This is a genomic window from Massilia soli, from assembly GCF_016809835.1.
GTDB lineage: Bacteria > Pseudomonadota > Gammaproteobacteria > Burkholderiales > Burkholderiaceae_D > Telluria_A > Telluria_A soli.
The window spans coordinates 1-21,131 of record NZ_JAFBIL020000003.1; the positions used below are offsets into that span (position 1 = coordinate 1).

Annotated in this window: 21 protein-coding genes; 7 read left to right on the plus strand and 14 right to left on the minus strand. The window is 62.3% G+C overall.

What is annotated here, in order from left to right:
- Window positions 1-184: 184 nt before the first annotated feature.
- The 10 genes from I4X03_RS07445 to I4X03_RS07490 form a co-directional block, all read right to left on the minus strand.
- Window positions 185-1,618, minus strand: a complete 1,434-nt coding sequence (locus I4X03_RS07445) for a PA domain-containing protein (RefSeq protein WP_223467594.1) — start codon at window positions 1,616-1,618, stop codon at window positions 185-187.
- Window positions 1,605-2,012 (minus strand): post-PEP-CTERM-1 domain-containing protein, encoded by a 408-nt coding sequence (locus tag I4X03_RS07450; protein WP_223467595.1) that lies wholly within the window; start codon window positions 2,010-2,012, stop codon window positions 1,605-1,607. The genes I4X03_RS07445 and I4X03_RS07450 overlap by 14 nt, the downstream gene beginning before the upstream one ends.
- A 22-nt stretch (window positions 2,013-2,034) precedes the next feature.
- Entirely contained in the window at window positions 2,035-2,691 is a 657-nt protein-coding gene (locus I4X03_RS07455) for a choice-of-anchor J family PEP-CTERM protein (protein ID WP_223467596.1), read from the minus strand.
- Window positions 2,692-2,967: 276 nt separating this feature from the next.
- Complete coding sequence (locus I4X03_RS07460) at window positions 2,968-4,026, minus strand: branched-chain amino acid ABC transporter permease (RefSeq protein ID WP_223467597.1); 1,059 nt, start codon at window positions 4,024-4,026, stop codon at window positions 2,968-2,970.
- Window positions 4,027-4,035: 9 nt separating this feature from the next.
- Window positions 4,036-5,040 carry a branched-chain amino acid ABC transporter permease gene (locus I4X03_RS07465; RefSeq protein ID WP_229428126.1) on the minus strand — a complete coding sequence of 335 codons (1,005 nt, stop codon included), beginning with the start codon at window positions 5,038-5,040 and terminating at the stop codon, window positions 4,036-4,038.
- A 35-nt stretch (window positions 5,041-5,075) separates the two neighbouring features.
- Window positions 5,076-5,816: an ABC transporter ATP-binding protein gene (locus I4X03_RS07470; protein ID WP_223467599.1), complete on the minus strand. Its 741-nt coding sequence runs from the start codon at window positions 5,814-5,816 to the stop codon at window positions 5,076-5,078.
- Complete coding sequence (locus I4X03_RS07475) at window positions 5,809-6,570, minus strand: ABC transporter ATP-binding protein (protein WP_223467600.1); 762 nt, start codon at window positions 6,568-6,570, stop codon at window positions 5,809-5,811. Before I4X03_RS07475 ends, I4X03_RS07470 begins: the two co-directional genes overlap by 8 nt.
- Window position 6,571: 1 nt before the next feature.
- A complete protein-coding gene (locus tag I4X03_RS07480; protein WP_223467601.1) occupies window positions 6,572-7,765 on the minus strand; it encodes a substrate-binding domain-containing protein in 1,194 nt (397 codons plus the stop codon).
- Window positions 7,766-7,790: 25 nt separating this feature from the next.
- Window positions 7,791-8,663 carry an alpha/beta fold hydrolase gene (locus I4X03_RS07485; RefSeq protein ID WP_223467602.1) on the minus strand — a complete coding sequence of 291 codons (873 nt, stop codon included), beginning with the start codon at window positions 8,661-8,663 and terminating at the stop codon, window positions 7,791-7,793.
- A 248-nt stretch (window positions 8,664-8,911) separates the two neighbouring features.
- Window positions 8,912-11,212 carry a TonB-dependent receptor gene (locus I4X03_RS07490; protein ID WP_223467603.1) on the minus strand — a complete coding sequence of 767 codons (2,301 nt, stop codon included), beginning with the start codon at window positions 11,210-11,212 and terminating at the stop codon, window positions 8,912-8,914.
- Between the two features lie 264 nt (window positions 11,213-11,476).
- On the opposite strand from I4X03_RS07490, the gene I4X03_RS07495 reads away from it, so the two are divergent.
- The 3 genes from I4X03_RS07495 to I4X03_RS23295 all read left to right on the plus strand — a co-directional run bounded on the left by I4X03_RS07495 (window position 11,477) and on the right by I4X03_RS23295 (window position 13,551).
- On the plus strand, window positions 11,477-12,415 hold the full coding sequence (locus I4X03_RS07495) for a LysR family transcriptional regulator (RefSeq protein WP_223467604.1): 939 nt from the start codon (window positions 11,477-11,479) through the stop codon (window positions 12,413-12,415).
- Window positions 12,416-12,637: 222 nt separating this feature from the next.
- Window positions 12,638-13,093: a BPSL0067 family protein gene (locus I4X03_RS07500; protein WP_223467605.1), complete on the plus strand. Its 456-nt coding sequence runs from the start codon at window positions 12,638-12,640 to the stop codon at window positions 13,091-13,093.
- A complete protein-coding gene (locus I4X03_RS23295; RefSeq protein ID WP_370660495.1) occupies window positions 13,090-13,551 on the plus strand; it encodes an STY0301 family protein in 462 nt (153 codons plus the stop codon). Before I4X03_RS07500 ends, I4X03_RS23295 begins: the two co-directional genes overlap by 4 nt.
- Before the next feature lie 6 nt (window positions 13,552-13,557).
- Here the strand turns inward: I4X03_RS23295 and I4X03_RS07505 are convergent, their stop codons facing one another.
- Window positions 13,558-14,700, minus strand: a complete 1,143-nt coding sequence (locus tag I4X03_RS07505; RefSeq protein ID WP_223467606.1) for a GNAT family N-acetyltransferase — start codon at window positions 14,698-14,700, stop codon at window positions 13,558-13,560.
- 35 nt (window positions 14,701-14,735) lie between these two features.
- Between I4X03_RS07505 and I4X03_RS07510 the strand changes: the two genes are divergently transcribed.
- From I4X03_RS07510 to I4X03_RS07525, 4 genes are all read left to right on the plus strand, one after another.
- Window positions 14,736-16,787, plus strand: coding sequence for an NAD(+) synthase (locus I4X03_RS07510; protein ID WP_223467607.1), 2,052 nt, complete (start codon window positions 14,736-14,738; stop codon window positions 16,785-16,787).
- 108 nt (window positions 16,788-16,895) lie between these two features.
- Window positions 16,896-17,618, plus strand: a complete 723-nt coding sequence (phbB, locus tag I4X03_RS07515; RefSeq protein WP_223467608.1) for an acetoacetyl-CoA reductase — start codon at window positions 16,896-16,898, stop codon at window positions 17,616-17,618.
- An 11-nt stretch (window positions 17,619-17,629) separates the two neighbouring features.
- Window positions 17,630-18,040: a bacteriohemerythrin gene (locus I4X03_RS07520; protein WP_223467609.1), complete on the plus strand. Its 411-nt coding sequence runs from the start codon at window positions 17,630-17,632 to the stop codon at window positions 18,038-18,040.
- 63 nt (window positions 18,041-18,103) lie between these two features.
- Entirely contained in the window at window positions 18,104-18,442 is a 339-nt protein-coding gene (locus I4X03_RS07525) for a P-II family nitrogen regulator (RefSeq protein WP_223467610.1), read from the plus strand.
- A gap of 93 nt (window positions 18,443-18,535) precedes the next feature.
- On the opposite strand, the gene I4X03_RS07530 is transcribed toward I4X03_RS07525, so the two are convergent.
- From I4X03_RS07530 to I4X03_RS07540, 3 genes are all read right to left on the minus strand, one after another.
- Window positions 18,536-19,753 carry an MFS transporter gene (locus tag I4X03_RS07530; RefSeq protein ID WP_223467611.1) on the minus strand — a complete coding sequence of 406 codons (1,218 nt, stop codon included), beginning with the start codon at window positions 19,751-19,753 and terminating at the stop codon, window positions 18,536-18,538.
- 6 nt (window positions 19,754-19,759) lie between these two features.
- On the minus strand, window positions 19,760-20,365 hold the full coding sequence (locus tag I4X03_RS07535) for a trimeric intracellular cation channel family protein (protein WP_223467612.1): 606 nt from the start codon (window positions 20,363-20,365) through the stop codon (window positions 19,760-19,762).
- 90 nt (window positions 20,366-20,455) lie between these two features.
- Window positions 20,456-21,124, minus strand: coding sequence for a Smr/MutS family protein (locus I4X03_RS07540; protein ID WP_223467613.1), 669 nt, complete (start codon window positions 21,122-21,124; stop codon window positions 20,456-20,458).
- Window positions 21,125-21,131: the final 7 nt, after the last annotated feature.

Sequence of the window (21,131 nt, forward strand, 5' to 3'; positions counted from 1 at the left end):
CTTCAAACTGGTTGTGTGCAAACTCCAGTTTAGGCACCACGGTGCCCGTTGGGGAGGAGGAGTCCATCCCATTGCTTATGGCCGGTTGCGGCCTCTTAGAACTCTAACTCATCTGACAGTTCGTGTCAGGTCAAGTATGAGCTAGTACAGATAAGGCCTCCGGCCGCATCCGGCTACTTCAGCGCTACCAGCCAATATCCTGCAACAGCGCCTGCGTCAGATCCTTTGGCGCTGTCACTTCGTGCGGTAAATCGGCATTGATCGACGGTTCCATCAGCTGATTGCTCTTCGCGTCGGTCGTGAAGTGCGACACCGACGACCCCGGATCAAACTCCGCCGGCACGAACATCCGGATCCGCCGCGCGCTGTCCGTTCCCGCAAGCCGCTCCGGGTCGATCGTCAGATTGACCACCACCGCCGACTTGCCGCGCTGGCGCTTCTTCAGAGCCGCTTTCAGCGCCGTGCCCGATGCCTGGCTTACGCGCACTGCCGGGATCGCGATTGCCGGGTCGCCCCCGCCCAGCCCTGTCACCGGCCCCGGCGCGTTGTCCGCCACGACCATTGCCCTGGCCCCGGCATCCTGCACGTGTCTGGCCTTGATCACAAACGAACATTCGCCCCGGTCGACCAGGGCGATCTTGCCCTTCACGCCTGCGGCGTTCGCCTTTGAGAGCGGCGCACAGGCAAGGCCGGTGCCGTTTTCCTGGTCGACCACCTGCATCAGGTCTCCTTTGACCCCAGCTGCGGCCAGCGGCGGGCCGAAGGAGGCGTCGCCGACTTCGTACATGCCCTTGGCACCACCAGCGCGCCTGCCGGTCACCGTCATGACCGACTGCGGCGACAGCACCGTGGGCACCTGGCCCGTGACGAACCGGCCATTCCACGACAGCCCGGTTTCGCTGAGTGCCGACATCCGGCGCTCTTCGTTGCTCATGTTGACCCACAGCTTGTTGGTGCGGTTGTCGATCAGGTGGTGGTCCCACACGGAGGGCCGTTTTTCGTACGGCTCGCCGGTCTGTTCGTCGGTGAAGCCCTGGAAGCCGAGGCCGTGCGCCATCTCGTGCAGCAGCACCGTGACGAGGTTGATCTTGTCGCCGTGCTTGTTGTCCAGGCCTAGGTAGAAACCCGAACCGGCCATGCAGTCATCGAACAGCCCGAGGCGCGAGTTGAAGCGCGCGCGGATGTGCGGTTCGCCCGCCGGGGCCTGGTCGTCGCCCGCGAGCTTGCTGGCCAGCGCGCTGGGGTACCAGGTGTTGGGCAGCGGCGCGTTGGGGAAGTCGCTGAAGATGTCGTTGGCGCCGGCCGAGCCGAGCACCGCGGTGTCGGCGGTGCAGGGCAGCGGCACGAAGCTGGCGCCGACGCGCACGGGCACCTTGCTGGTCAGCGTGGCGCCCCAGATCGTCGCGGCGTGCTGAAACGCGATCAGCCGTTGCTGTCCGAGCGTGGTGCCAGTGTTGCCACCGACCGGCTGCACCGGCGTGGGATCGTTGAAGCCTTCGTCGGGAGCGTTGCCGTTGACGATGGTGACCACGGCGGCGCCGTGGGCGCCGGCCCAGACCGAACAGGCCAGTGCCAGCAGCGCTGCGCGCCGCAGCAGGGCAGGTTTATTCGCGCTCATGGCCGTGCTCCCCGGTCGGTGCGCTGTGCGCGGGCTGGCCGATGGCGGCGCGGGCGGCATGTTCGCCGCCGGCGCAGCCGATGATTTCCCTGCCCGCGGCGTCGCGGGAGAGGACCGAATACACCATGCCGCGCTCGCCGAGGTGCAGGTGGCGGGTGCCGTCAGGGCGTTGAACCGAGGGCGCGATGGGCGCCGTCGGCGCCATGGCTTTCTGCTGTGCGCGCAGGGTGCGCAGTTCGGCGGGCGTCGGGGCGCGAAGCTGGCCGCTTTCGCGGTCGCGCACCACAACCATGCCTTCCTGTCCGGCCGCGCCGGCCAATGGCGGCAGCGATAACGCGGCGAGCGCCAGCATCGCCGCCAGGGTTGCCCCCGGCGAGCTTCTCTCGTTCATCATGATTCGATCCTCCAGGTTGCTGCTACGCCTGTCGTCGGCGCAGCATGGTCAAACCGAACAAGCCGACGCCCAGCATCAGGTATGCCGACGGTTCGGGTACGGAAAGTACGCTGACGGTGTCGATGCCGACATAGTTCGCGACGTCCGCGTCGCCGGTGTAGCGGAAGGCGAAGCGGCCTTCACCGACGTGCGCCACCGACAGGCTGAACTCTTGCCACGTCTCGGGGTAGGGCGTGGTTCCGCCTATGGTGGCGAGCAAGGTGTCGAAGCCGGCCGGGTCGCTGCCGCTGCCTTCGCTGAACCGAACTTCTAGCGTGTCGTTGTAGCCGGCGATCGGTGCGGTGCGCGTGAAGAACGAGAGGGTGGAGGGGCCGATCAGGTCGAGCGTGGGCGAGATCAGCCAGTTGTTGATGGTGCCTTCGTCGTTGCCGGCGCTGAAGAAGTTGGCTGCAATGTAGGCGTTGGGCGCTCCTTGATGGGCGGGAAACACCTCCGGCGTGCCCTGGAACCAAGGTTCGCCGACCGGTACGCTGTTGTTGGTCAGCGTCCAGCCTTCAAGCATTTCAACGTCGTTGAAATTTTCGGACAGTACTTCGATGGCCTGTGCATGTGAGGTGACCGGGATAATGGCCGCGAGCGCGAGCGTTACCGCCGCCGCGCGTTGTTTAGTCGTTTTCATGGGTGTGATCCTTTTTTATGTGCCAGATCATGGGTCGCCCTCGCGCTGGCTACGTCGAGGCCATTGCCGAGTCCATCATATGTTCATAAACCCGCCTAACTTTTGCGCTCGCCCTAACTTGCGACATGAACTATCTTGAACAAAAGTTGACGGATTCGGTTGCGCATCACATTGCACTGGCGAAGCTTGAGTTCGTGTGCCAATGTCGGACCTGACCCCGAAGGAAAAAAAAGGGCGCCGGAGGCGCCCTGGAAAACTACTTCGAGAGAAAGTGGGTCAGCGCGCGGGGCGCAATTTTCCGACGATGCCGGTGGGGAAGAAGTAGATCGACAGCACGAACAGCACGCCCAGCCAGAGCATCCAGCGGTCCGGGTGCAGCGCTTCGCCGAGGATGGGCACGCCGGCCAAGGTGGCCTGGCCATCGGCCATCAGCGATTTGAGATAGTTCTGGGCGATGATGAACAGCGCCGCGCCAATCACCGCGCCGTACATCGTGCCCATGCCGCCGATGACAACGATCAGCAGGATGTCGGTCATGACTTCGAAGCCGAGCATGGTTTTCGGGCCGACGTAGCGCAGCCACAGCGCCATCAGCGCGCCGGCCAGCGCCGCCACCAGCGCGGCCAGGCAGTTGGCCCAGATGCGGTACACCACGGTGCGGTAGCCCAGCGCCTCGGCGCGGAACTCGTTTTCGCGGATCGCCTGCAGCACCCGGCCGAACGGCGAGTTCACGAGGCGCAGCAGGAACAGGAACAGCAGCAGGCAGCCGATGAACACGATGTAGTAGGTGATCACCTTGCCGTCCACCGAGCGGCCGAACAGTTCGTTTTCCAGCAGCGAGAAGCTGGGGCTGAGCAGGTCCGGTACGCTGAAGGTCTTGCCGTCCTCGCCGCCGGTGAAGTCGGACAGCTGCGACGCCAGTACCGCGAACGACGACGCCACAGCCAGCGTGATCATCGCGTAGAAGATGGCGCGCACGCGCAGTGCGAACAGGCCAACGATCAGGGCCAGCGCCAACGTCAGCAGCAACGCGAGCAGCACGCCGACGAAGATCGCGCCCCAGGTGGGCTCGGCGTCCGCCAGCGCAAGGCCGACGCCGTAGGCGCCGATCCCGAAGAACATGGTGTGCGCGAACGAGACGATGCCGGTGTAGCCGAGCAGCAGGTCGTACGAGGCCACCAGCACGATGTAGACGCAGATGGTGGCGGCGGTGTTGAGCGGGCGCGCGCCGCTGGTGATGAACGGCGCCAGCGCCAGGCCGACGAGCACCAGCAGCAGGGCCGCCGACAGCGCGCGGCTGCGCGGCAGGTCGCCGGAGAGGATTTGATTGAACATGGCGATTCCTTAGCGGCCGTTGGAGTACATCCCGGCCGGTCGCCACAGCAAAATGGCGATCATCAGGATAATGTTAGATACCAGCGCGACCTTCGGTGCGAGGAAACCGGCGTAGTTCGCCACCAGCGCCATCAGCAGCGCGCCGATGAAGCAGCCGGCCACCGAACCGAGACCGCCGATGATGATGACGATGAAGATCATCACCATGATCTCCGCGCCCATCGATGCCGACAGCGTCTCCTTGTACAGGCCCCACATCACACCGCCCAGGCCAGCCAGCGCCGAACCGGCGGCGAACACCGCGATGAACAGGCGGCGGATGCGGTAGCCCATGGCTTCGACCATCTCGCCGTTTTCGACGCCGGCGCGGATCAGGAGGCCAATCTTGGTGCGGTTGAGGATCAGCAGCATCGCCACGAACACCACCAGGCCAACCACCACGGCAACCAGGCGGTACTTCTCAATGGCCGAGTCGCCCAGGATGATGGCACCGCGCAGGCTGGCCGGCAGCGGCAGCGGGATCTGTTCGGCGCCCCAGATCACGTTGATCAGCTGTTCGGCCACGATCATGCCGCCCATGGTGATCAGGATCTGCTTGAGGTGCTGGCCGTAGACCGGCTTGATGATGATGCGCTCGAACGCCACGCCGAGCAGCGCCGTCGACGCCATCGCCACCGTGACGGCCAGTGCCAGCACGCCGAGGTTCTGCAGCAGGTTGTCCTCCTGGAGCGCGCCGCTCATGGGAATCAAAACGGTGGTGGCGGCAAACGCACCGACCGCGACAAACGCGCCGTGGCCGAAGTTAAGCACGTCCATCAGGCCGAACACCAGGGTCAGGCCGCTGGCCATGATGAAGATCATCATGCCCATTGCGAGGCCGGCGATGGTGAGCGTGACCCAGGTCGGGAAGTCGCCGATCAGCGGCAGCATGACCAGCATCAGCGCCGGCGCCAGCAGAGCTGGCGCGTAATCGCGCTTGGCCGCGGGAATGACCGTATCTGCGGCCGCGGCCATGGTTGGGGGAAGTGGGGCATTCACGGTGTTGATTCCTATTGATGGGAGTCGAGCGAGAGGCCGAGCAGGCGCTGTTGCAGGTCGCGGTCGTCGACCAGGTCCTGCATCGGACCGGCGTGCACCACGCGGCCGTCATCCATCACCGACACGGTGTCGCCCAGTTTCTTGACGAAGTTGAAGTTCTGTTCAACCAGCAGGATGGTGGTGTCGGTGTCTTTCAGCTCGCGGAAAGCGTCGATCAGGTTGTTGATGATGGCCGGGGCCAGGCCCTTGGTGGGCTCGTCGACCAGCAGCAGCTTGCGCGGCTCGACGATGGCGCGGGCGATCGCCACCATCTGCTTCTGGCCGCCCGAAAGCAGGCCGGCCGGGTAGTTCCAGAATTTTTTCAGGGCAGGGAAGAAGCCGAAGATCCATTCCAGGCGCTGGGTGTCGAGCGGGCCGTTGCGCGCCGCCAGGTACAGGTTCTCGCGCACGGTCAGCGCGGAGAACACGGCCATCGATTCTGGGACGTAGGCGATCGACGACATGGCGATGTCCGGCGTTTGCATTTTGGTGATGTCCTTGCCATCGAACGCGATGCTGCCGGCGCTGGCGTGCCACATGCCCATGATGGTGCGCAGCGTGGTGGTCTTGCCGGCGCCGTTGCGGCCCAGCAGGACCGACAGGCCGCCGCGCGGTACCACCAGGTCAACGCCTTGCAGGATGTGGTATTCGCCGATGTGGGTATGCACGCCGGAGAGCTGCAACAGTGGCTCGGCGTCGCTCGGGTTACGCATGTTCGGGTGCTCCAAGGTAGGCTTCCTGGACGATGGCCGAGGCCATGACTTCGGCCGGATTGCCGTCGGCGACCAGGGTGCCGTTGTGTAAAACGATGATGCGGTCTGCCAGCGAACGCACCACGTCCATCTTGTGCTCGACCAGCAGCACGGTCTTGCTGCGTTCGGCCTTGACCTGGTGGATCAGGTCGAGCACGACCGGCACTTCGTCGACGCTCATGCCGGCGGTCGGCTCGTCGAACATCATCACTTCCGGTTCGAGCGCGAGCAGGATCGCCACTTCAAGCTTGCGCTTGTCGCCGTGCGACAGCGCGGCTACCTTGGTGTCGCGGCGGTCGGCCAGCGCGACCCTTTCGAGGTAGTGTTCGGCGCGCGAGATCAATTCGCTGTGCGAGAACCATACCGAGAACATGTTCATGCCGATGCGCGCGCGGCTTTGCACCGCGAGGCGCACGTTCTCGATGACGGTCAGGTTGGGGAACAGGTTGGTCAGCTGGAAGGCGCGGCCGATACCCATGGTGGTGCGCTTGGCGGCGCCGTGTCGGGTGATGTCGACGCCGTCCAGGTGCACGCTGCCCGAGGATGCCGGTAGCTGCCCCGATATCAGGTTGAAGTAGGTGGTCTTGCCGGCCCCGTTGGGGCCGACAATCACGGTCAGGGTGCCGGGATAAAAATCGGCGCTGACCTGGTTTACCGCGACATGGCCGCCGAAACGGATGGTCAGGTCGCGGGTCGACAGCGATGGCGTGGTCATGTTAACGCTTGTTCCTTACTGGTACAGGCAGTTCGGCTGCCGGAATCTCGCGCACCAGTTCGAGCAGGTCCCATTCGTCTTTCTGGGCCTTCTTGATGCGGAAGTGGTACATCGACTGGAGCGCCTGGTGATCCTGTTTGCGGAAGGTCATCTTGCCCTTCGGTGTCTCGAAGTCCATGCCTTCCATCGCCGTGATCAGCTTTTCGGTGTCGCCCGAGCCAGCCTTTTTAAGCGCGGTGACGACCGCGCTGGCGGCAGCGAAACCACCCGCGGTGAACATGTCAGGCGGCGCCTTGAAGCGCTTCTTGTGCTCCGCCACGAGCCAGTCGTTCATTTTGTTCTTCGGGAAGTCGTAGTAGTAATAGATGGTGCCTTCGGTGCCGGCGTAGTTGCGCCAGGTTTTCATCACCGGCAGGATGTTGCCGCCCGGCGCCAGCGTGATGCCGTAGCGGCCCGGCTGCATGTCGGCGATCTTGTTCATCGGGCTGGGGCCAGCCCACACGATGCCAAGCACGCGCGGCTGCGGCTTGTCCTTCAGCGCAGCGAAGATGCGCTGGGCCGATGCGGTGAAGTCAGTCGCCGTTTGCGGCGCGTATTCTTCGTGGACGACCTTGGCCTTGCTGCCGGTGGCGGCCAGTGCTTCCTTGCCGGCCTTGATCGCATCTTTGCCGAACGCGTAATCCTGCGCCAGGAAGGCGACGCTGCCGCCCTTGAGGGTGGCGGCGGCCGACAGCGCATCCTGCATCGAATTGCGCGCGGTGCGGAAGATGTAGCGGTTCCATTTGTCGCCGGTGATGGCGTCGGCCACGGCCGGCTCGATGATCAGGATTTTTTTGTATTCGGCGGCGACCGGCAGCATTGCGATGGCCGAGCCCGACGAGGTGGTGCCGACGGCGATATCGACCTTGTCGTCGCCGTAGGCTTCGGCCAGCAAGGTGCGGCCCAGGTCAGGCTTGCTCTGGTCATCCTTGATGATGACTTTGAGCTTGCGGCCGTTGATCTCCATCTTGCCGCCGGTGAGGTACTCCAGGCCCATCATGAAACCGGTCTCGGTTTCTTTTGCGTAGGATTCGAGCACGCCGGTCTTGCCGGCGATGAGCGCGACCTTGAGGTCGGGTGCCGCCATGGCGCCGAGCGGCAGGGTGGCGGTGAAAGCGGCCAGCACGGCGGCCGACAGGATAGTCCGTTTGTTCATGCGTGTCTCCTTGATTGGGTACTGCTTAATCTACCTGCGACAAAAACGTCCGGATCGCTTCGCGCGCCGGCGGCTCGGTCAGCATCGGCGCGTGGCCGACGTTGGGTACTTCCGCGTACAGCATGGTGGGCGCGGTCTTCTTCATGTAGCTGGCTTGTTCGTCCTCGACCAGGTCGGACAGCGCGCCGCGCACCAGCAGCGTCGGACGCTTGCGCGCCAGGCGGCGGAAAGCGAATTTCGACATCAGCGATTGCGACTTGAGTTTGCCGGACTGGATGGGCCGAGCGATGTTCGGATCGTACCTCATGACCAGATCGCCCTGTGGATTTTCTGCAAACGCGCGCTGCGCCCATTTGCCCCATTCTTCCATCGTGTTCTCGGGGAAGGCGGATTCGTTGATGTTCTTGATATATGCGGTGGCCTCGTCCCACGAGGCCAGCTGGGTCGCCTTGCCCGCGTAGCCGGCGATGCGCGCCAGGCCCTTCTCGGACAGGATCGGACCGACGTCGTTGAGTATGGCGGCGCTGATCAGGCGCGATTTGCGCAAGGCCAGGGTCATCGTGATGATGCCGCCCATCGAGGTGCCGATAAATACGGCGCGCTCGATGCCAAGATCGTGCGCCAGCTTGACGACGTCGTCGGCGTAGACCAGCGGCTGGTAGTTGGCCGGGTTGGCGTCGCGCTCGGACTTGCCGCGGCCGCGCACATCGACGGCGATCACGCGGCGTCCCTGGCTGGCGAGCCACGGCGCCAGTTCGTCGAAGTCGCCGGAATTTCGTGTCAGCCCATGGATGCATATCACCGGCAGGCGCGCCGGGCCGCTGTGCGATGCATAGTCCCGCGCATACAGGGCCAGGCCATCGGTGCTGGTGTAGCGGATTTCAGAAAAATTGGACACGCTGCAGATCCCGGGCAAGGTGGTTGTATTGATTGGCCATGTCACCTGCCGACTCGTCGTTCCCGCGCAGGCGGGAATCTATACAGAGCGAGCGGTAAATTGACAATCCACTCAACATGGTTCGGCTTCAGCATGGATTCCCGCCTCCGCGGGAACGACGCTTTCATTGTCGAGCGATGGCGCAGCCCTCCATGGCCGGCCACAAGGGCCAGCCACGGGTGCTGCGTTCAGCTCAGGTTACGGGTGAATCAGAAGCGGTATTCGAGCGTTGCCGATACCGTGCGTGGATTACCGTAGAACGCGGTGAGGGTACCTTCGAAGCCCAGGGTAGGGAACAGGTAGCCGCCGGTCTTGTACTCTTTGTCGCCCAGGTTCTTGCCATGCAGGCCAGCGCGGATCTTGCCGTTGGTGCTGGTCCAGACGGCGCTGGCATCCCACAGCTTGTACGATTCCTGGTCCAGCAGCGAGACGGTCTCGAACTGGTTGGTCGCGCCTTTGTAGGAGACATTTGCCGACAGGGTCAGGCGACCGCCGTGACCCATGACAGGCATCGGCATGTCGTAGGCGCCGCGCAGGTTGGCCGAGTTCTTTGGCGTGTTCTGGAACACGCGGTTGGCCGCCTGGTTGACACCTGCAACGACGAACTGGTCGTACTCTGCGTCGATGAAGCTGTACATGCCCGACAGCGTGAACTGGTCGGTGACACGTGCGTTCGCTTCCAGCTCGAAGCCGCGGATCTTGGCCTTGCCGGCGTTGGTGGTGACGCCAGCGAAGCTGTCGTCCTTGCCGTCGCCGTTGGTGTCGATAGCCACCGAACCCGGGATCTGCACGTCTTTATAGTCACTGTCGAACAGCGCGATGTTGGTCAGGAAGCGGTCATTGTTGAACGACGACTTCAGGCCCAGTTCGAGCGTGTCGATGGTTTCAGGAGCGTAGCCGGCACGCGCCTGGGCGACCGGCAGGCGGCCGCCAACGACGTTCATGCGCGGATCGAAACCGCCGCCCTTGAAGCCGCGTGCCCACGAACCATAGACGTTGTGCGCTTCGTTGACCTTGTAGGCCAGGCCGACTTTCGGCGTGAACTTCTTGTCTTCGCGTTCCAGTTCGCCGCGGGTGAAGTCGGTGTCGGTACGGAACAGCACTGCGCCCGGGTTGCCGAGGGTTGGCGTACCGCTGAGGCCGAAGTAGATCTGGCGCAAGACATTCGCTTCGCGCTTGTCGACCGTGTAGCGGCCGCCGGCCGATACGCTCAACTGGTCACTGATCTCGTAGTTCGCATCGGCGAACACTGCCCACGCCTTGGTGTCGATGTCGCCCCGGGTGAAGGTCGAGGTAGGAACCGCGCCGTTCAGGACCGTGTCGAAGATGTTGAATGCGTTGGCGTCGATGTAGTACACGCCGGCTACGCCCTGCATCTTCTCGCCGGTATAGGTGACCTGGAATTCCTGGCTGAACTGCTTGTTCTTGTACAGCGCAGGCACGTGGAAGTCGGTGACCGCCAGCGAATCGAAGTCGATCGGCGCGTACGACTTGTCTTTGCGCGACGCGGTGACGGACTTGAAGGTCAGGGTATCGGAGATGTCCCACTCAACCAGCGCGGATACGCCGTGCGCCTTGACCTGCTGGTCGTGGCCGAGGGCCTGGGTCAGGTTGGCGCGGGTGTCGAACACGTTGCCGAGGATAGGCGCGGCGCTGGTGCGGCCGACGATCAGGCGGTGGCCGTTACGCGGGTTCGAATCATCTTGCGTGGCGTCGCCCGACAGGCGGATGAACAGGTTGCTGGACGGCGTGAACTCGGCCGAGACGCGCGCCGCGGTCAGGTCCTTGTCGTAGTTGTCCTTGCCGGTGGTGAGGTTCTTGCCGAAGCCGTCGCGGGTGAACTTGGCGATCGACGCGCCGATGCGCGCGGTCTCGGACAGCGGGGTGCTGGCGGTAATAACGCCGTCGAGCTGGCCGTGGTTGCCGATGGTGGTCTTCAGGCGCACATCGGTATTTGGCGCCAGTTTGCGGGTGACGTATTTGACTGCGCCGCCGATGGTGTTGCGGCCGTACAGCGTGCCCTGTGGGCCGCGCAGCACTTCGATGCGCTCGACGTCATAAATCTCAGCCACGGCGCCTTGCGGGCGGGCGAGGTAGATGTCGTCGAGGTAGATGCCGACGCCAGCCTCGAAACCGGCCAGCGGATCTTGCTGGCCCACGCCGCGGATGAACGCGGTCAGGGTCGAGTTGGTGGCGCGCGACGCCTTCAAGGTGGTGTTCGGCAGCGAGAACGCGAGGGCGGTGATGTCCGGGATACCTTGCTTGGACAGCTGCTCGGCGCTGAAGGCGGTAACCGACACAGGCACGTCCTGCAGGGTCTCTTCGCGGCGGCGAGCCGTCACGACGACCTTGCCCATGTTGTCTTCGGTGGCGACATCAGCGGCCGTCGATTGCGGGGCGGCGGTCGGCGCGGTCTGCGCGTGTGCCATGCCCATGGCGCTGCCGGAAATGGCGAGCAGAGCAGCGGCGGAGCGGTTCAACAGTTTTAGTTTCTTTTTGGTAAGACGCATCTTGTGTCTCCTTCTTTTATTAGTGGTATGCGGGACAAAAATCGCACGCAACGGAGTGTGCCCCTATTTCGTGATGTCCGAAAGCTATCAGCGCGCCCAACGGTTGTGCAAAATTGCACAATGGCTCACCTCGCTAGGGCAGCGCACCTTAGCAGAGCAATTTATGGCCTGTATTGATGCAGATTTATATTTGATTTCAGGGGGATTGCCACGGCAATGTGCAGTGGTGCACAATATTGATCATGAATAAACCATATGCGTCCGATGAATAACCACACCCTGCCGGAGTGGACCGATCTGCGTTTCTTCCTGGAATTAGCGCGTGCCGGAACCTTGTCTGGAGCGTCGCGCCGGCTTGAGGTAGAACACACCACGGTCGCGCGGCGCATCGACCGGCTCGAGGCGCAGCTGGGTACCACGCTGTTCGACCGCAGCCGCGAAGGGTATGAGCTGACCGAAAAGGGCCAGGCGTTGCTGCCGCACGCGGAGGCGATGGAAAGCGCGGCATTGGCCGCGGCCGAGCATCTGGACGGGAATGAGGTGTCGGTGCAGGGCGTCGTCAGGCTGGGCGTGCCCGAGCTGTTTGCGGTGCGGGTGGTGGCGCCGCTGATGGTGAAGATGCTGCAGTCGCATCCCGATCTGAGCGTGGATTTGCTGGTGCTGCCGCGCTTTGCCAACCTGGCCAATCGCGAGGCGGATCTGGGGGTGATGCTTGATCCGCCGACCACCGGACGCTACATGATTACGCGGCTGGCGACCTTCCGCATGCAGTTGTATGCGTCGCCTGCGTACTTGGCGAAGCATCCGCCGATTCGGTCGCAGGCCGATCTGGCGCCGCACGACTTTGTCGATTACGTGCAGGACCGGCTGGCGAGCCCGGAGCTGAGCTATCTGACCGAACTTGGATTTACGCCGCGGCGGAGACTATGCTGCACGGGTATGCCGGCGCAGATTGAAGCAGCGGCTGCGGGAATGGGGCTGATCATGGCGCCGCCGTATGCGGTGCCGGATGATGGGCGGCTGGTGCCGGTGCTCAGCGAGTTCCATGCGGAGCGGTCGTTCTGGCTGGCTGCGCCGACGGATCTCTATCGTTTGCAGCGGGTGAGGGCAGTGTGGAATCTGCTACGCGAATATGCGGAGGCAAGGCCCTCGCTGTTTATGCAGACGAGCGAGCCGGTGCGACCGCTCCGGGTCGGGGCGTAAATCGCGGCATACCAGTCACGAATGCACAATTACGCTTAAACAAATACTTCGTCCCGATCATCGTGAACACAATCGCTCGCGCACCATCGCCTCGTTCTCGGCAGCAAAGTTGAGTTGCATCAGAAGTTTTCAAGAGCACCTCGGAAATAATCGTAAAGCGAAAAATCCGAAGGGGATCGTTGCTACGAAGTGCGACATTCCCTGCCTTCTTGGGGAAATCAAATGCCATTCGTCTACGCGAACGCTGGTGTACTCGTGGGAAAGCCAAAAGTTGGATCGAAGGAATGCGTGGCATTAGTCCAGCATTACACGTCGGTGGGCCTCACGAGGACATGGGTAGCTGGCGAGAAGGTGCTAGGCAATCCACGCATCAAAATTGGTACGGCAATAGCAACGTTTCGCAATGGTCGGTACCTGAGCCACAAGTCCAACAATCATGCGGCTTTTTTTCTGCGACACGAGAATGGGGCCATCGTCGTTATCGATCAATGGAAAGATGATCCGGCCCGTCCCGATGCCAAGCGCGATATCTCGGTGCGAACGATTCGACCGCGCGGTCGGGCATTTGCTGATGGCACGTGGCCACATGAAAGTGACAACGCCGAGGCATTTTTCGTGATCGAGACCGGAGCATCAGCTAGCACGACAACAACGAAAGTTCCAAAGGTTCTGAAATGAAGCGCCATAACCGTCAAGTCGCGTTGCTAGTACTGATAGGTTTCGTCATGACCCCAATACTCGCAGCGGCCGCCAATCGACAGCGTATCGAATGCCCGCTGTTTATCCCTGAAAAAGACGTGGCTATCCCATCCGCACCGCCTGGATGGAAGGCGCTTGTCGGCGGCCCTGCGCATATCAATAGAATCGAACTAACCATGGGGGCGCCCGAACAGCGCGTAGTACTCAAACCGCAGAGGTTACCAAAAAACGGGAAATGGCTAGGCGATCAGTGGACCGAGTTGAAAGCGTCCCGGCAACCCGACGAGGATGGTGTGTGGATGTCATGCGTATACGGCTCTTCCGGAAATTTCGCACTGAGCCGGCGGCTGGATGACAATGTAGAGCAATGCAAGGCTATTTATCGGTTGGACACGCACGGCCACAACCAGTCCGTTGAGATAATGTGCACATGGTAGCGTCACCTATTCTCGGCTTTTTCTAAATGGATTGCGCTCGTTGAGTTCGTCAATGTAGCTTTCGATCCCGCCGCTTTCCCGTTCCAGGAATCGTTCGATCGCATCGGCGAACGCCGGATGTTCAAGCCAGTGCGCGGACCACGTCTTGGTCGGCAAAAAACCGCGTGCCATTTTGTGCTCGCCCTGCGCGCCGCCTTCGAACACGGCGATTTTCTGCTCGATGCAAAACTCAAGCGGCTGGTAGTAGGCAGTTTCAAAATGCAGGCAGGCGATATGTTCCAGCTCGCCCCAATAGCGGCCGAACAGCGTGTCTTCGTTGTGGATGACCATTGACGATGCCACCGGCTGGCCGTCGCGCTCGGCGATCACGAGCAGGATATTTTCCGGCATCGTGCGGCCGATGCGCAGGAAGAAATCGAGATTCAGATATGGCGTCGAATGGTGATCGCGGTAGGTGTGGCGGTAGCAGCGGTTGAACAGCTGCCAGTCGGCTTCGGTCGCATCCGCGCCGCGCACGCGCCGCAGCACCACGCCTGCCTCCTTCACCTTGCGCCGTTCAGCGTTGATGTTCTTGCGCTTCTTGCGTTCCAGCGTGGCGAGGAATTCATCGAAATTGCGGTAGCCGGGATTCAGCCAATGGAACTGTACGCCACTGCGCAGCATATAGCCCGATTCACCCAGCTGCTTTGCTTCTTCCTCCGGCGGATACAGGATATGGGTCGACGACACGCCGGACGCTTGCTGCGTCGCGCGCAGGATGTCGATCAGCGCAGCACGCGCAGGCGCGTCCACCGCCATCATGCGTGGACCGGTCACCGGCGTGAATGGAATCGCCGACAGCAGCTTTGGATAGTATTCGAACCCGTTACGGTGGTACGCGTCTGCCCAGGCCCAGTCGAACACATATTCGCCATACGAGTGCGATTTGACGTACAGCGGCATCGCGGCCGCCAGTGCCTCGCCGTCGTACAGCACGATGAACTGCGGCTGCCAGCCGGTTTCCTCGCTGGCGCTGCCCGATTCGTGCAGCGCGTGCAGGAAGGCGTACGACAGGAAGGGGTTGGGCTTGTCCTGGCGCGCGACGAGGGCATCCCATATTGGCTGGCCGATCTCGGCCAGGGAAGAAACGATATGCGTGCGATAATTCATTTATATAAAACCACTCGTATTTTTGCGCGGAAGTCATGAAGAATAACTTTTTCAACCTTTACTCGCACGATTTCGCGCGCGTTGCCGTCGCGACTCCCCGTTGCAAGGTCGCCGACCCGGTCTTTAATGCCGCCGAAACGATCCGCCTTGCGCAGGAAGCCGCGCGCCAGGGTGCAGTGCTGGTCGCTTTCCCTGAACTTGGCTTGTCGGCTTATACCTGCGATGACTTGTTCCAGCAGCGCGCGCTTCTTGATGCTTGCGAAGTGGCGCTAAAAGACGTCGTCTCGGCATCTGCCACACTGTCAGCCGCCATTATCGTCGGTTTGCCGCTGCGCGTTGGCCACCAGCTGTTTAATTGCGGTGTCGTCGTCGCCGGCGGGCGTGTACTGGGAGCGGTTCCGAAGAGCTTCCTGCCCAATTACGGCGAGTTTTACGAAGCGCGGCAGTTCAGCCCCGCCGATTGCGCATCGACCACGACGGTGGACCTGTTCGGCGAGAGCGTGCCGTTTGGCGCCGAATTGCTGTTTGAGGTCGCCAATCTTCCGCTGCTGCGCTTCCACGTCGAGATTTGCGAGGACGTGTGGGTGCCGGTGCCGCCGTCGTCTTTCGCGGCGTTGGCCGGGGCGACGGTTCTCGTCAATCTGTCGGCCTCGAATGTGGTCGTCGGCAAGAGCGGGTATCGCCATCAGCTGGTCAGCCAGCAGTCGGCGCGCTGCCTTGCCGCCTACCTTTACACCTCGGCGGGACTGGGCGAATCATCCACCGACATGGCGTGGGATGGCCAGGCGCTCATCTACGAAAAAGGCGAGTTGCTGGCCGAGGCCGAGCGATTCAGCGATGCGTCGCACATCGTCTACGGCGACATCGACCTTGAGCGATTGTCGCGCGAGCGCTTCCACACCACCACCTTCGGGCATTCCGTGCGCCGGCATGCCGCCGAGGTGTCCAAGTTCCGCGTGATCCGATTCGAGCTGGACGTGCCGCGCGAAGGCGATCTGCCGCTGGCGCGTACCATTGAACGTTTCCCGTACGTGCCTGCCGATCCTGCGCGCCGCGACGAGCGCTGCACCGAGGTCTACAACATCCAGGTGCAGGCATTGGTCCAGCGCCTGTCGTCGAGCGGCATTTCAAAGGTGGTGATCGGCGTATCGGGCGGGCTTGATTCGACCCATGCGCTGCTGGTCTGCGCCAAGGCGATGGATCGCCTGAACTTGCCTCGCTCGAACATCCTGGCCTACACGATGCCGGGCTTTGCAACCAGCGAACGCACCCTGAAGCAGGCGAAAGACCTGATGACCGCGGTCGGCTGCGCGGCAAAAGAAATTGATATCCGTCCAAGCTGCATCCAGATGCTGAAGGACCTCGGCCACCCTTATGCCGAAGGAAAAGAAGAGTACGACGTTACCTTCGAAAATGTCCAGGCCGGCGAACGCACGAGCCATTTGTTCCGCCTGGCGAACTTCAACAATGCCATCGTCATCGGCACGGGCGACCTGAGCGAGTTGGCGCTGGGCTGGTGCACCTACGGCGTGGGCGACCATATGTCGCACTACAACGTGAACGCTAGCGTGCCGAAAACCCTGATCACGCACCTGGTCCGCTGGGTGGCGGACTCGGGCGCGATCGGGACCGGCGGCTCGGACGTGCTGATCAATATTCTCGACACCGAGATCAGCCCCGAGCTGGTTCCGGGCAAGGCGGGCGACACCAAGCCTGCACAAAGCACCGAGCGCGTGATCGGCCCGTACGAGATGCAGGACTTCAATCTGTACTACATCCTGCGTTACGGGTTCGCGCCGTCGAAGGTGGCGTTCCTGTCGTACTCGGCGTGGAGCAAGCGCGACGCCGGCGTGTGGCCGGACGCGCCGCATGCAAGCCGCAATGAATATGCCTTGCCAGAAATTAAGCGCGTTCTGGGCATCTTCCTGCATCGATTCTTCAAGACCAGCCAGTTCAAGCGCTCGTGCGTGCCGAACGGGCCAAAAGTCGGTAACGGCGGTTCGCTGTCACCGCGTGGCGACTGGCGTGCGCCGAGCGATTCCGAGGCCACGGTCTGGATGAATGACCTGGTCAATATTCCAGACTGAGTCGAATATTATTTATACCATTCTTGATGCAGCTTAAGTGAGGATGGCGACTCCGGCGCGGTTCGGCGATACAGTGGGCGTTACTGCCGCAGCTGTGAAGGAATCGCCATGGAACGAACCGCGCTTGTCACCGGGGGCACCCGGGGCATAGGCCAAGCAATCACACTTGCTCTGCACGCGGCTGGCCACCGCGTTGCTGCCATCTACCAAAGCAATACAGATGCCGCCCGCGCCTTTTCTGATGTGCACGGCATTCCTGTTTTCCAGTGGGATGTGTCCGACTTTGAAGCGTGCCGCAACGGCATCAACAAGGTTGCTGAAAAACTCGGTCCGGTCGACATCCTGGTCAATAACGCGGGCATCACCAGCGATGCCATGCTGCACCGCATGTCGCCGGAGCAGTGGTGGCGAGTTATCCATACCAACCTGGGTTCGATGTTCAACATGTCGCGCCACGTCATCGACGGCATGCGCGAGCGTCGCTTTGGCCGCATCGTCAATATCAGCTCCATCAACGGACAGAAGGGCCAGCTCGGGCAGGCCAACTATGCGGCGGCCAAGGCAGGCATCCTCGGATTCACCAAGGCCCTGGCACTGGAGAGCGCTCGCAAGAATGTCACTGTCAACGCAATCGCTCCCGGGTATTGTGATACTGCAATGGTTGCGGAAGTGCCGCCAGATGTGCTGAAATCGATCATCGACACGATACCCGTGGGGCGCCTGGGAACCCCGGCCGATGTAGCGCGCATGGTCGCGTTTCTTTCTGAGGATGCTGCTGGGTTCATTACAGGCGCCACGTTCAATGTCAATGGCGGCCAGTACATGGCGTAGGGGGAGGGGAGATGGATGAATTTGCGTGGGCTCCAGAGATGGAGCTGGGCAATCCAGCGCTCGATGAAGCGCACAAAGCCCTGTTTGCGGAGATGATGCGCTTGTACACGGCACCGGACAGCGAACTGGCCGAAGGCTTGCCGCAGTTGTGCGACAAGCTCGAACGTGACTTTCGCGAAGAAGAAGACCTGATGGAGGCGCTGGACCGGCCGGACGTCAAAGAACACAGGGAGCAGCATGCGCGCGTGCTTAGCGCCTTGCACCATGTCGAGGTTGGCGAGCCCGCGGAGGCGCGCGAGGCGCTGATGCTGTTGCCGCAGTGGTTCCAGCAGCATCTGGCGACGATGGACCGGGCGCTGGCGGCGGATTTGCATCAGGCTGGCCAGTCGCGGCAAAAGCGTGGAGGCTACGCAACCTTGTAGAAAGCACCACGGGACACGCTCGTCGTTTAAAATAGAGAGCGAACCACCTACAAGGAGAAGCCCATGAAACAGATTACCTGCGTGATCAAACCGTTCAAACTCGATGAAGTGCGCGAAGCGCTGGCCGACGTGAACGTCACCGGGCTGACCGTGACCGAGGTGAAGGGTTTCGGTCGCCAGAAAGGGCATACCGAGCTGTACCGCGGTGCCGAGTATGTCGTCGATTTCTTGCCGAAGGTTAAGATCGAGGTCGTTGTCGATGACGGCATGGTTGACCAGGTGGTTGATGCGATCATCAAGGCAGCACGCACCGGCAAGATCGGCGATGGCAAGATTTTTGTTCAAGAAGTTGAACAGGTCATTCGTATCCGTACCGGCGAAACCGGGCCAGAGGCAGTGTAAGGTGCGAAGGGAGTGCGGCGTATTGCGCCGCGCTTTCAAGCGCTCGATCCACGATCCACACCCTTGTCCGGACACCTGCGTCCCGGGTACCGCTTACAGCGGCTCACGCGTCGTAACGCTTCGTCCCGCCAGCTCAGCTAACCAGCACGCCAGTGCCGCAGCCGGAAAAGCCATGCCGGTCAGTAGTGCGGCGTTCCAGCCGTAATGCGTAAACACCCACGTTCCCAGCCCTGACCCTAGCGCTCCGCCCACAAAGAAGAGCGCGATGTACAGCCCGTTCAAGCGGCTTCGGACTTGCTCGCCCAAGGCAAAGATGGCCCGCTGGCCAAGTACCAGGCTGGCGGCGACACCCATGTCCAGAACGATCGACGCAACGACCAGAATCCCGATGGCCAGCCCACGCGATTCCGGCTGGAACAGCGCGAGCGCGAATGCCGCAACGCCCATGATCAGGGCGGCAGCGGTGGCATACAGGGTATGGCCCTGGTCGGCCAGGCGGCCCGCAATAGGGGATGCAACCGCGCCGGCCATGCCGACCAGCGCGAAAATCGCAATGCCGGTGTGTGACATGCCAAAGTGCGGACCTGCCAGCATCAATGGCGTGACGGTCCAGAACAGGCTGAATGCGCCGAACAGGCCGGCCTGATAGGCGGCGCGGCGGCGCAGCACGGGCGTGCGCGCCAACAGGTGCCAGAGCGAACCGATCAACTGGCCGTAGTTCAGCTGGTGCGACGGCATACGCTCCGGGAGCATGCTGCGCAGTACAAACGCCAGCACCAGCGTCGCGACCGACGCGGCGCCGAACACCGCATGCCAGCTTGCGTAGTCGGCAATCAGGCTGGCCACCGGCCGCGCCAGCATTATTCCGAGCAGCAGGCCCGAAACCACCTTGCCCACCGCTTCTCCACGCGTTTCTTCCCGTGATAAGTGGGCCGCGAACGGGACCAGTACCTGCGCCGCCACTGAGCCAAGCCCGATCGCCAGCGAGGCAGCAAGAAATACCAGCGCGCTCGCGCTGAACGCCGCCGCGGCCAGCGCGAGCGATGTGGCAAGCAGGGCGACGAACACCAGCCGGCGGTTCTCGACCAGGTCGCCCAGCGGCACAATGAACAGCAGACCGAGCGCATAACCGATCTGGGTGAGGGTGACGATGAGGCCTGCCGCTTCCGTCGATAGCCCGGTGGCGGCGCTGATCGGCCCGACCAGTGTTTGCGCGTAATACAGGTTGGCGACAATGACGCCGGCGGAAATCGCCAGCAGTCGCACCATGCCCGGGGCGATGTCGGGCCGGGCGGGCAAGCTGTTGTTCATGGCGTGCTATCGCCCCATCTGGATATCGAAGCGCCACGTCAGCAGGCGCAGGCCGGTGATAAACGTCGCGCTGGACCACAGCGCAAAGTCATGCGGAAACTCGAAGTGCCGCATCAACAAGTACATCCAGCTGCCCAGGAACGAGCAGATCGCGTACGGCTTACCGTCGCGGAACACCATCGGTACCTCGTTACAGACGATATCGCGCAGCACGCCGCCAAAGATTCCGGTAATCACGCCCATCATTGATGCGATGAAGATCGGCATGCCGGCGTCCAGGGCCGCGGAGACGCCCGCAATCGAAAACAGCCCCAGCCCGATCGCGTCGGCAATCACGATCAGCTTTTCGGACAGAATGTGCCGCAGGGTACGGATTAGCGGCGTGGCCACTAGCGCAAGTACGAAAATGAGGATGGCATATTCCTGGTGCGTCACCCAGAACAGGGGGCGAAGGTCGAGCAGGATGTCACGCAGCGTGCCGCCGCCAAACGCCGTGATGAATGCCACGGTGAACACCCCCACCACGTCCATGCGCTTGCGCCGGGCTTCGATAAAGCCCGAGAATGCGCCCACCAGGATCGCCATGATTTCGATGAATTTAATGAGAGTCATGCATGGAGGGAAATGATAGCGATGTTGCTACCTTACCATGCCCATGAAGGCAGCGGGAAGGGCGATGCTGGACTCAGCAATTCGACTGCTTCAGACCGGCGGCAGGGCTGCCTTGAGAAGGACGATCAGCGCGCCGTGCGGGCGCCCGTCCATGTTGGCGGCGCAGAAGGCGATAACGTCGTCTTTCTGTTCCAGCCAGCTGTGCACCATCGAGCGCAACACCGGTTCGCCGCCTGCCGACCCGAGACCCTTGCCATGGATGACGCAGACGCAGCGCAGCTTGCCCTTGACGGCGCGGCGCAGGAAATCGCCAAGCTGGTCGCGGGCGGTGTCGCGGCGCATGCCATGCAGGTCAAGCTCGTCCTGCACCTGCCAGTAGCCCTTGCGCAGTTTCTTCAGCACGTCGGAGCCGACGCCGGCACGGGTGAAACTGACACCCGGCTCGTCTTCCAGCAAGTGCTCGACATCGAAGGCATCCGACAGCGATTCACGCAGCACGGCCGCGTCGTCCTCGGCCTGGTTGCGGAACTTCTGCCGCGGCGGGGGCGGATTGACGCCCGGCGGGGCGTTCGGCACATAGCGGTTCGACTCGGGCAGCTTCTTGACGTCGCCAAGCGAGCTGCGGAACACATTCGCTTCTTGCACGGCGATGCGTTCGCGCTTCTCGCGCTCGGCTTTTTCAATCGCGCGCTGCTCTTCCTGCACCTTGAGCGATTCGCGCAAGGATTTCAGGTCGGCAAAGTCCTTCATCGACGCCATGGTGCCG

What these genes read in the sequence shown, in the direction of transcription:
- I4X03_RS07445 (WP_223467594.1), bottom strand. Translation starts at nt 1,618, where the DNA reads ATGAGCGCGAATAAACCTGCCCTGCTGCGGCGCGCAGCGCTGCTGGCA.
- I4X03_RS07450 (WP_223467595.1), bottom strand. Translation starts at nt 2,012, where the DNA reads ATGATGAACGAGAGAAGCTCGCCGGGGGCAACCCTGGCGGCGATGCTG.
- I4X03_RS07455 (WP_223467596.1), bottom strand. Translation starts at nt 2,691, where the DNA reads ATGAAAACGACTAAACAACGCGCGGCGGCGGTAACGCTCGCGCTCGCG.
- I4X03_RS07460 (WP_223467597.1), bottom strand. Translation starts at nt 4,026, where the DNA reads ATGTTCAATCAAATCCTCTCCGGCGACCTGCCGCGCAGCCGCGCGCTG.
- I4X03_RS07465 (WP_229428126.1), bottom strand. Translation starts at nt 5,040, where the DNA reads ATGGCCGCGGCCGCAGATACGGTCATTCCCGCGGCCAAGCGCGATTAC.
- I4X03_RS07470 (WP_223467599.1), bottom strand. Translation starts at nt 5,816, where the DNA reads ATGCGTAACCCGAGCGACGCCGAGCCACTGTTGCAGCTCTCCGGCGTG.
- I4X03_RS07475 (WP_223467600.1), bottom strand. Translation starts at nt 6,570, where the DNA reads ATGACCACGCCATCGCTGTCGACCCGCGACCTGACCATCCGTTTCGGC.
- I4X03_RS07480 (WP_223467601.1), bottom strand. Translation starts at nt 7,765, where the DNA reads ATGAACAAACGGACTATCCTGTCGGCCGCCGTGCTGGCCGCTTTCACC.
- I4X03_RS07490 (WP_223467603.1), bottom strand. Translation starts at nt 11,212, where the DNA reads ATGCGTCTTACCAAAAAGAAACTAAAACTGTTGAACCGCTCCGCCGCT.
- I4X03_RS07495 (WP_223467604.1), top strand. Translation starts at nt 11,477, where the DNA reads ATGAATAACCACACCCTGCCGGAGTGGACCGATCTGCGTTTCTTCCTG.
- I4X03_RS07500 (WP_223467605.1), top strand. Translation starts at nt 12,638, where the DNA reads ATGCCATTCGTCTACGCGAACGCTGGTGTACTCGTGGGAAAGCCAAAA.
- I4X03_RS23295 (WP_370660495.1), top strand. Translation starts at nt 13,090, where the DNA reads ATGAAGCGCCATAACCGTCAAGTCGCGTTGCTAGTACTGATAGGTTTC.
- I4X03_RS07505 (WP_223467606.1), bottom strand. Translation starts at nt 14,700, where the DNA reads ATGAATTATCGCACGCATATCGTTTCTTCCCTGGCCGAGATCGGCCAG.
- I4X03_RS07510 (WP_223467607.1), top strand. Translation starts at nt 14,736, where the DNA reads ATGAAGAATAACTTTTTCAACCTTTACTCGCACGATTTCGCGCGCGTT.
- phbB (WP_223467608.1), top strand. Translation starts at nt 16,896, where the DNA reads ATGGAACGAACCGCGCTTGTCACCGGGGGCACCCGGGGCATAGGCCAA.
- I4X03_RS07520 (WP_223467609.1), top strand. Translation starts at nt 17,630, where the DNA reads ATGGATGAATTTGCGTGGGCTCCAGAGATGGAGCTGGGCAATCCAGCG.
- I4X03_RS07525 (WP_223467610.1), top strand. Translation starts at nt 18,104, where the DNA reads ATGAAACAGATTACCTGCGTGATCAAACCGTTCAAACTCGATGAAGTG.
- I4X03_RS07530 (WP_223467611.1), bottom strand. Translation starts at nt 19,753, where the DNA reads ATGAACAACAGCTTGCCCGCCCGGCCCGACATCGCCCCGGGCATGGTG.
- I4X03_RS07535 (WP_223467612.1), bottom strand. Translation starts at nt 20,365, where the DNA reads ATGACTCTCATTAAATTCATCGAAATCATGGCGATCCTGGTGGGCGCA.
- I4X03_RS07540 (WP_223467613.1), bottom strand. Translation starts at nt 21,124, where the DNA reads ATGGCGTCGATGAAGGACTTTGCCGACCTGAAATCCTTGCGCGAATCG.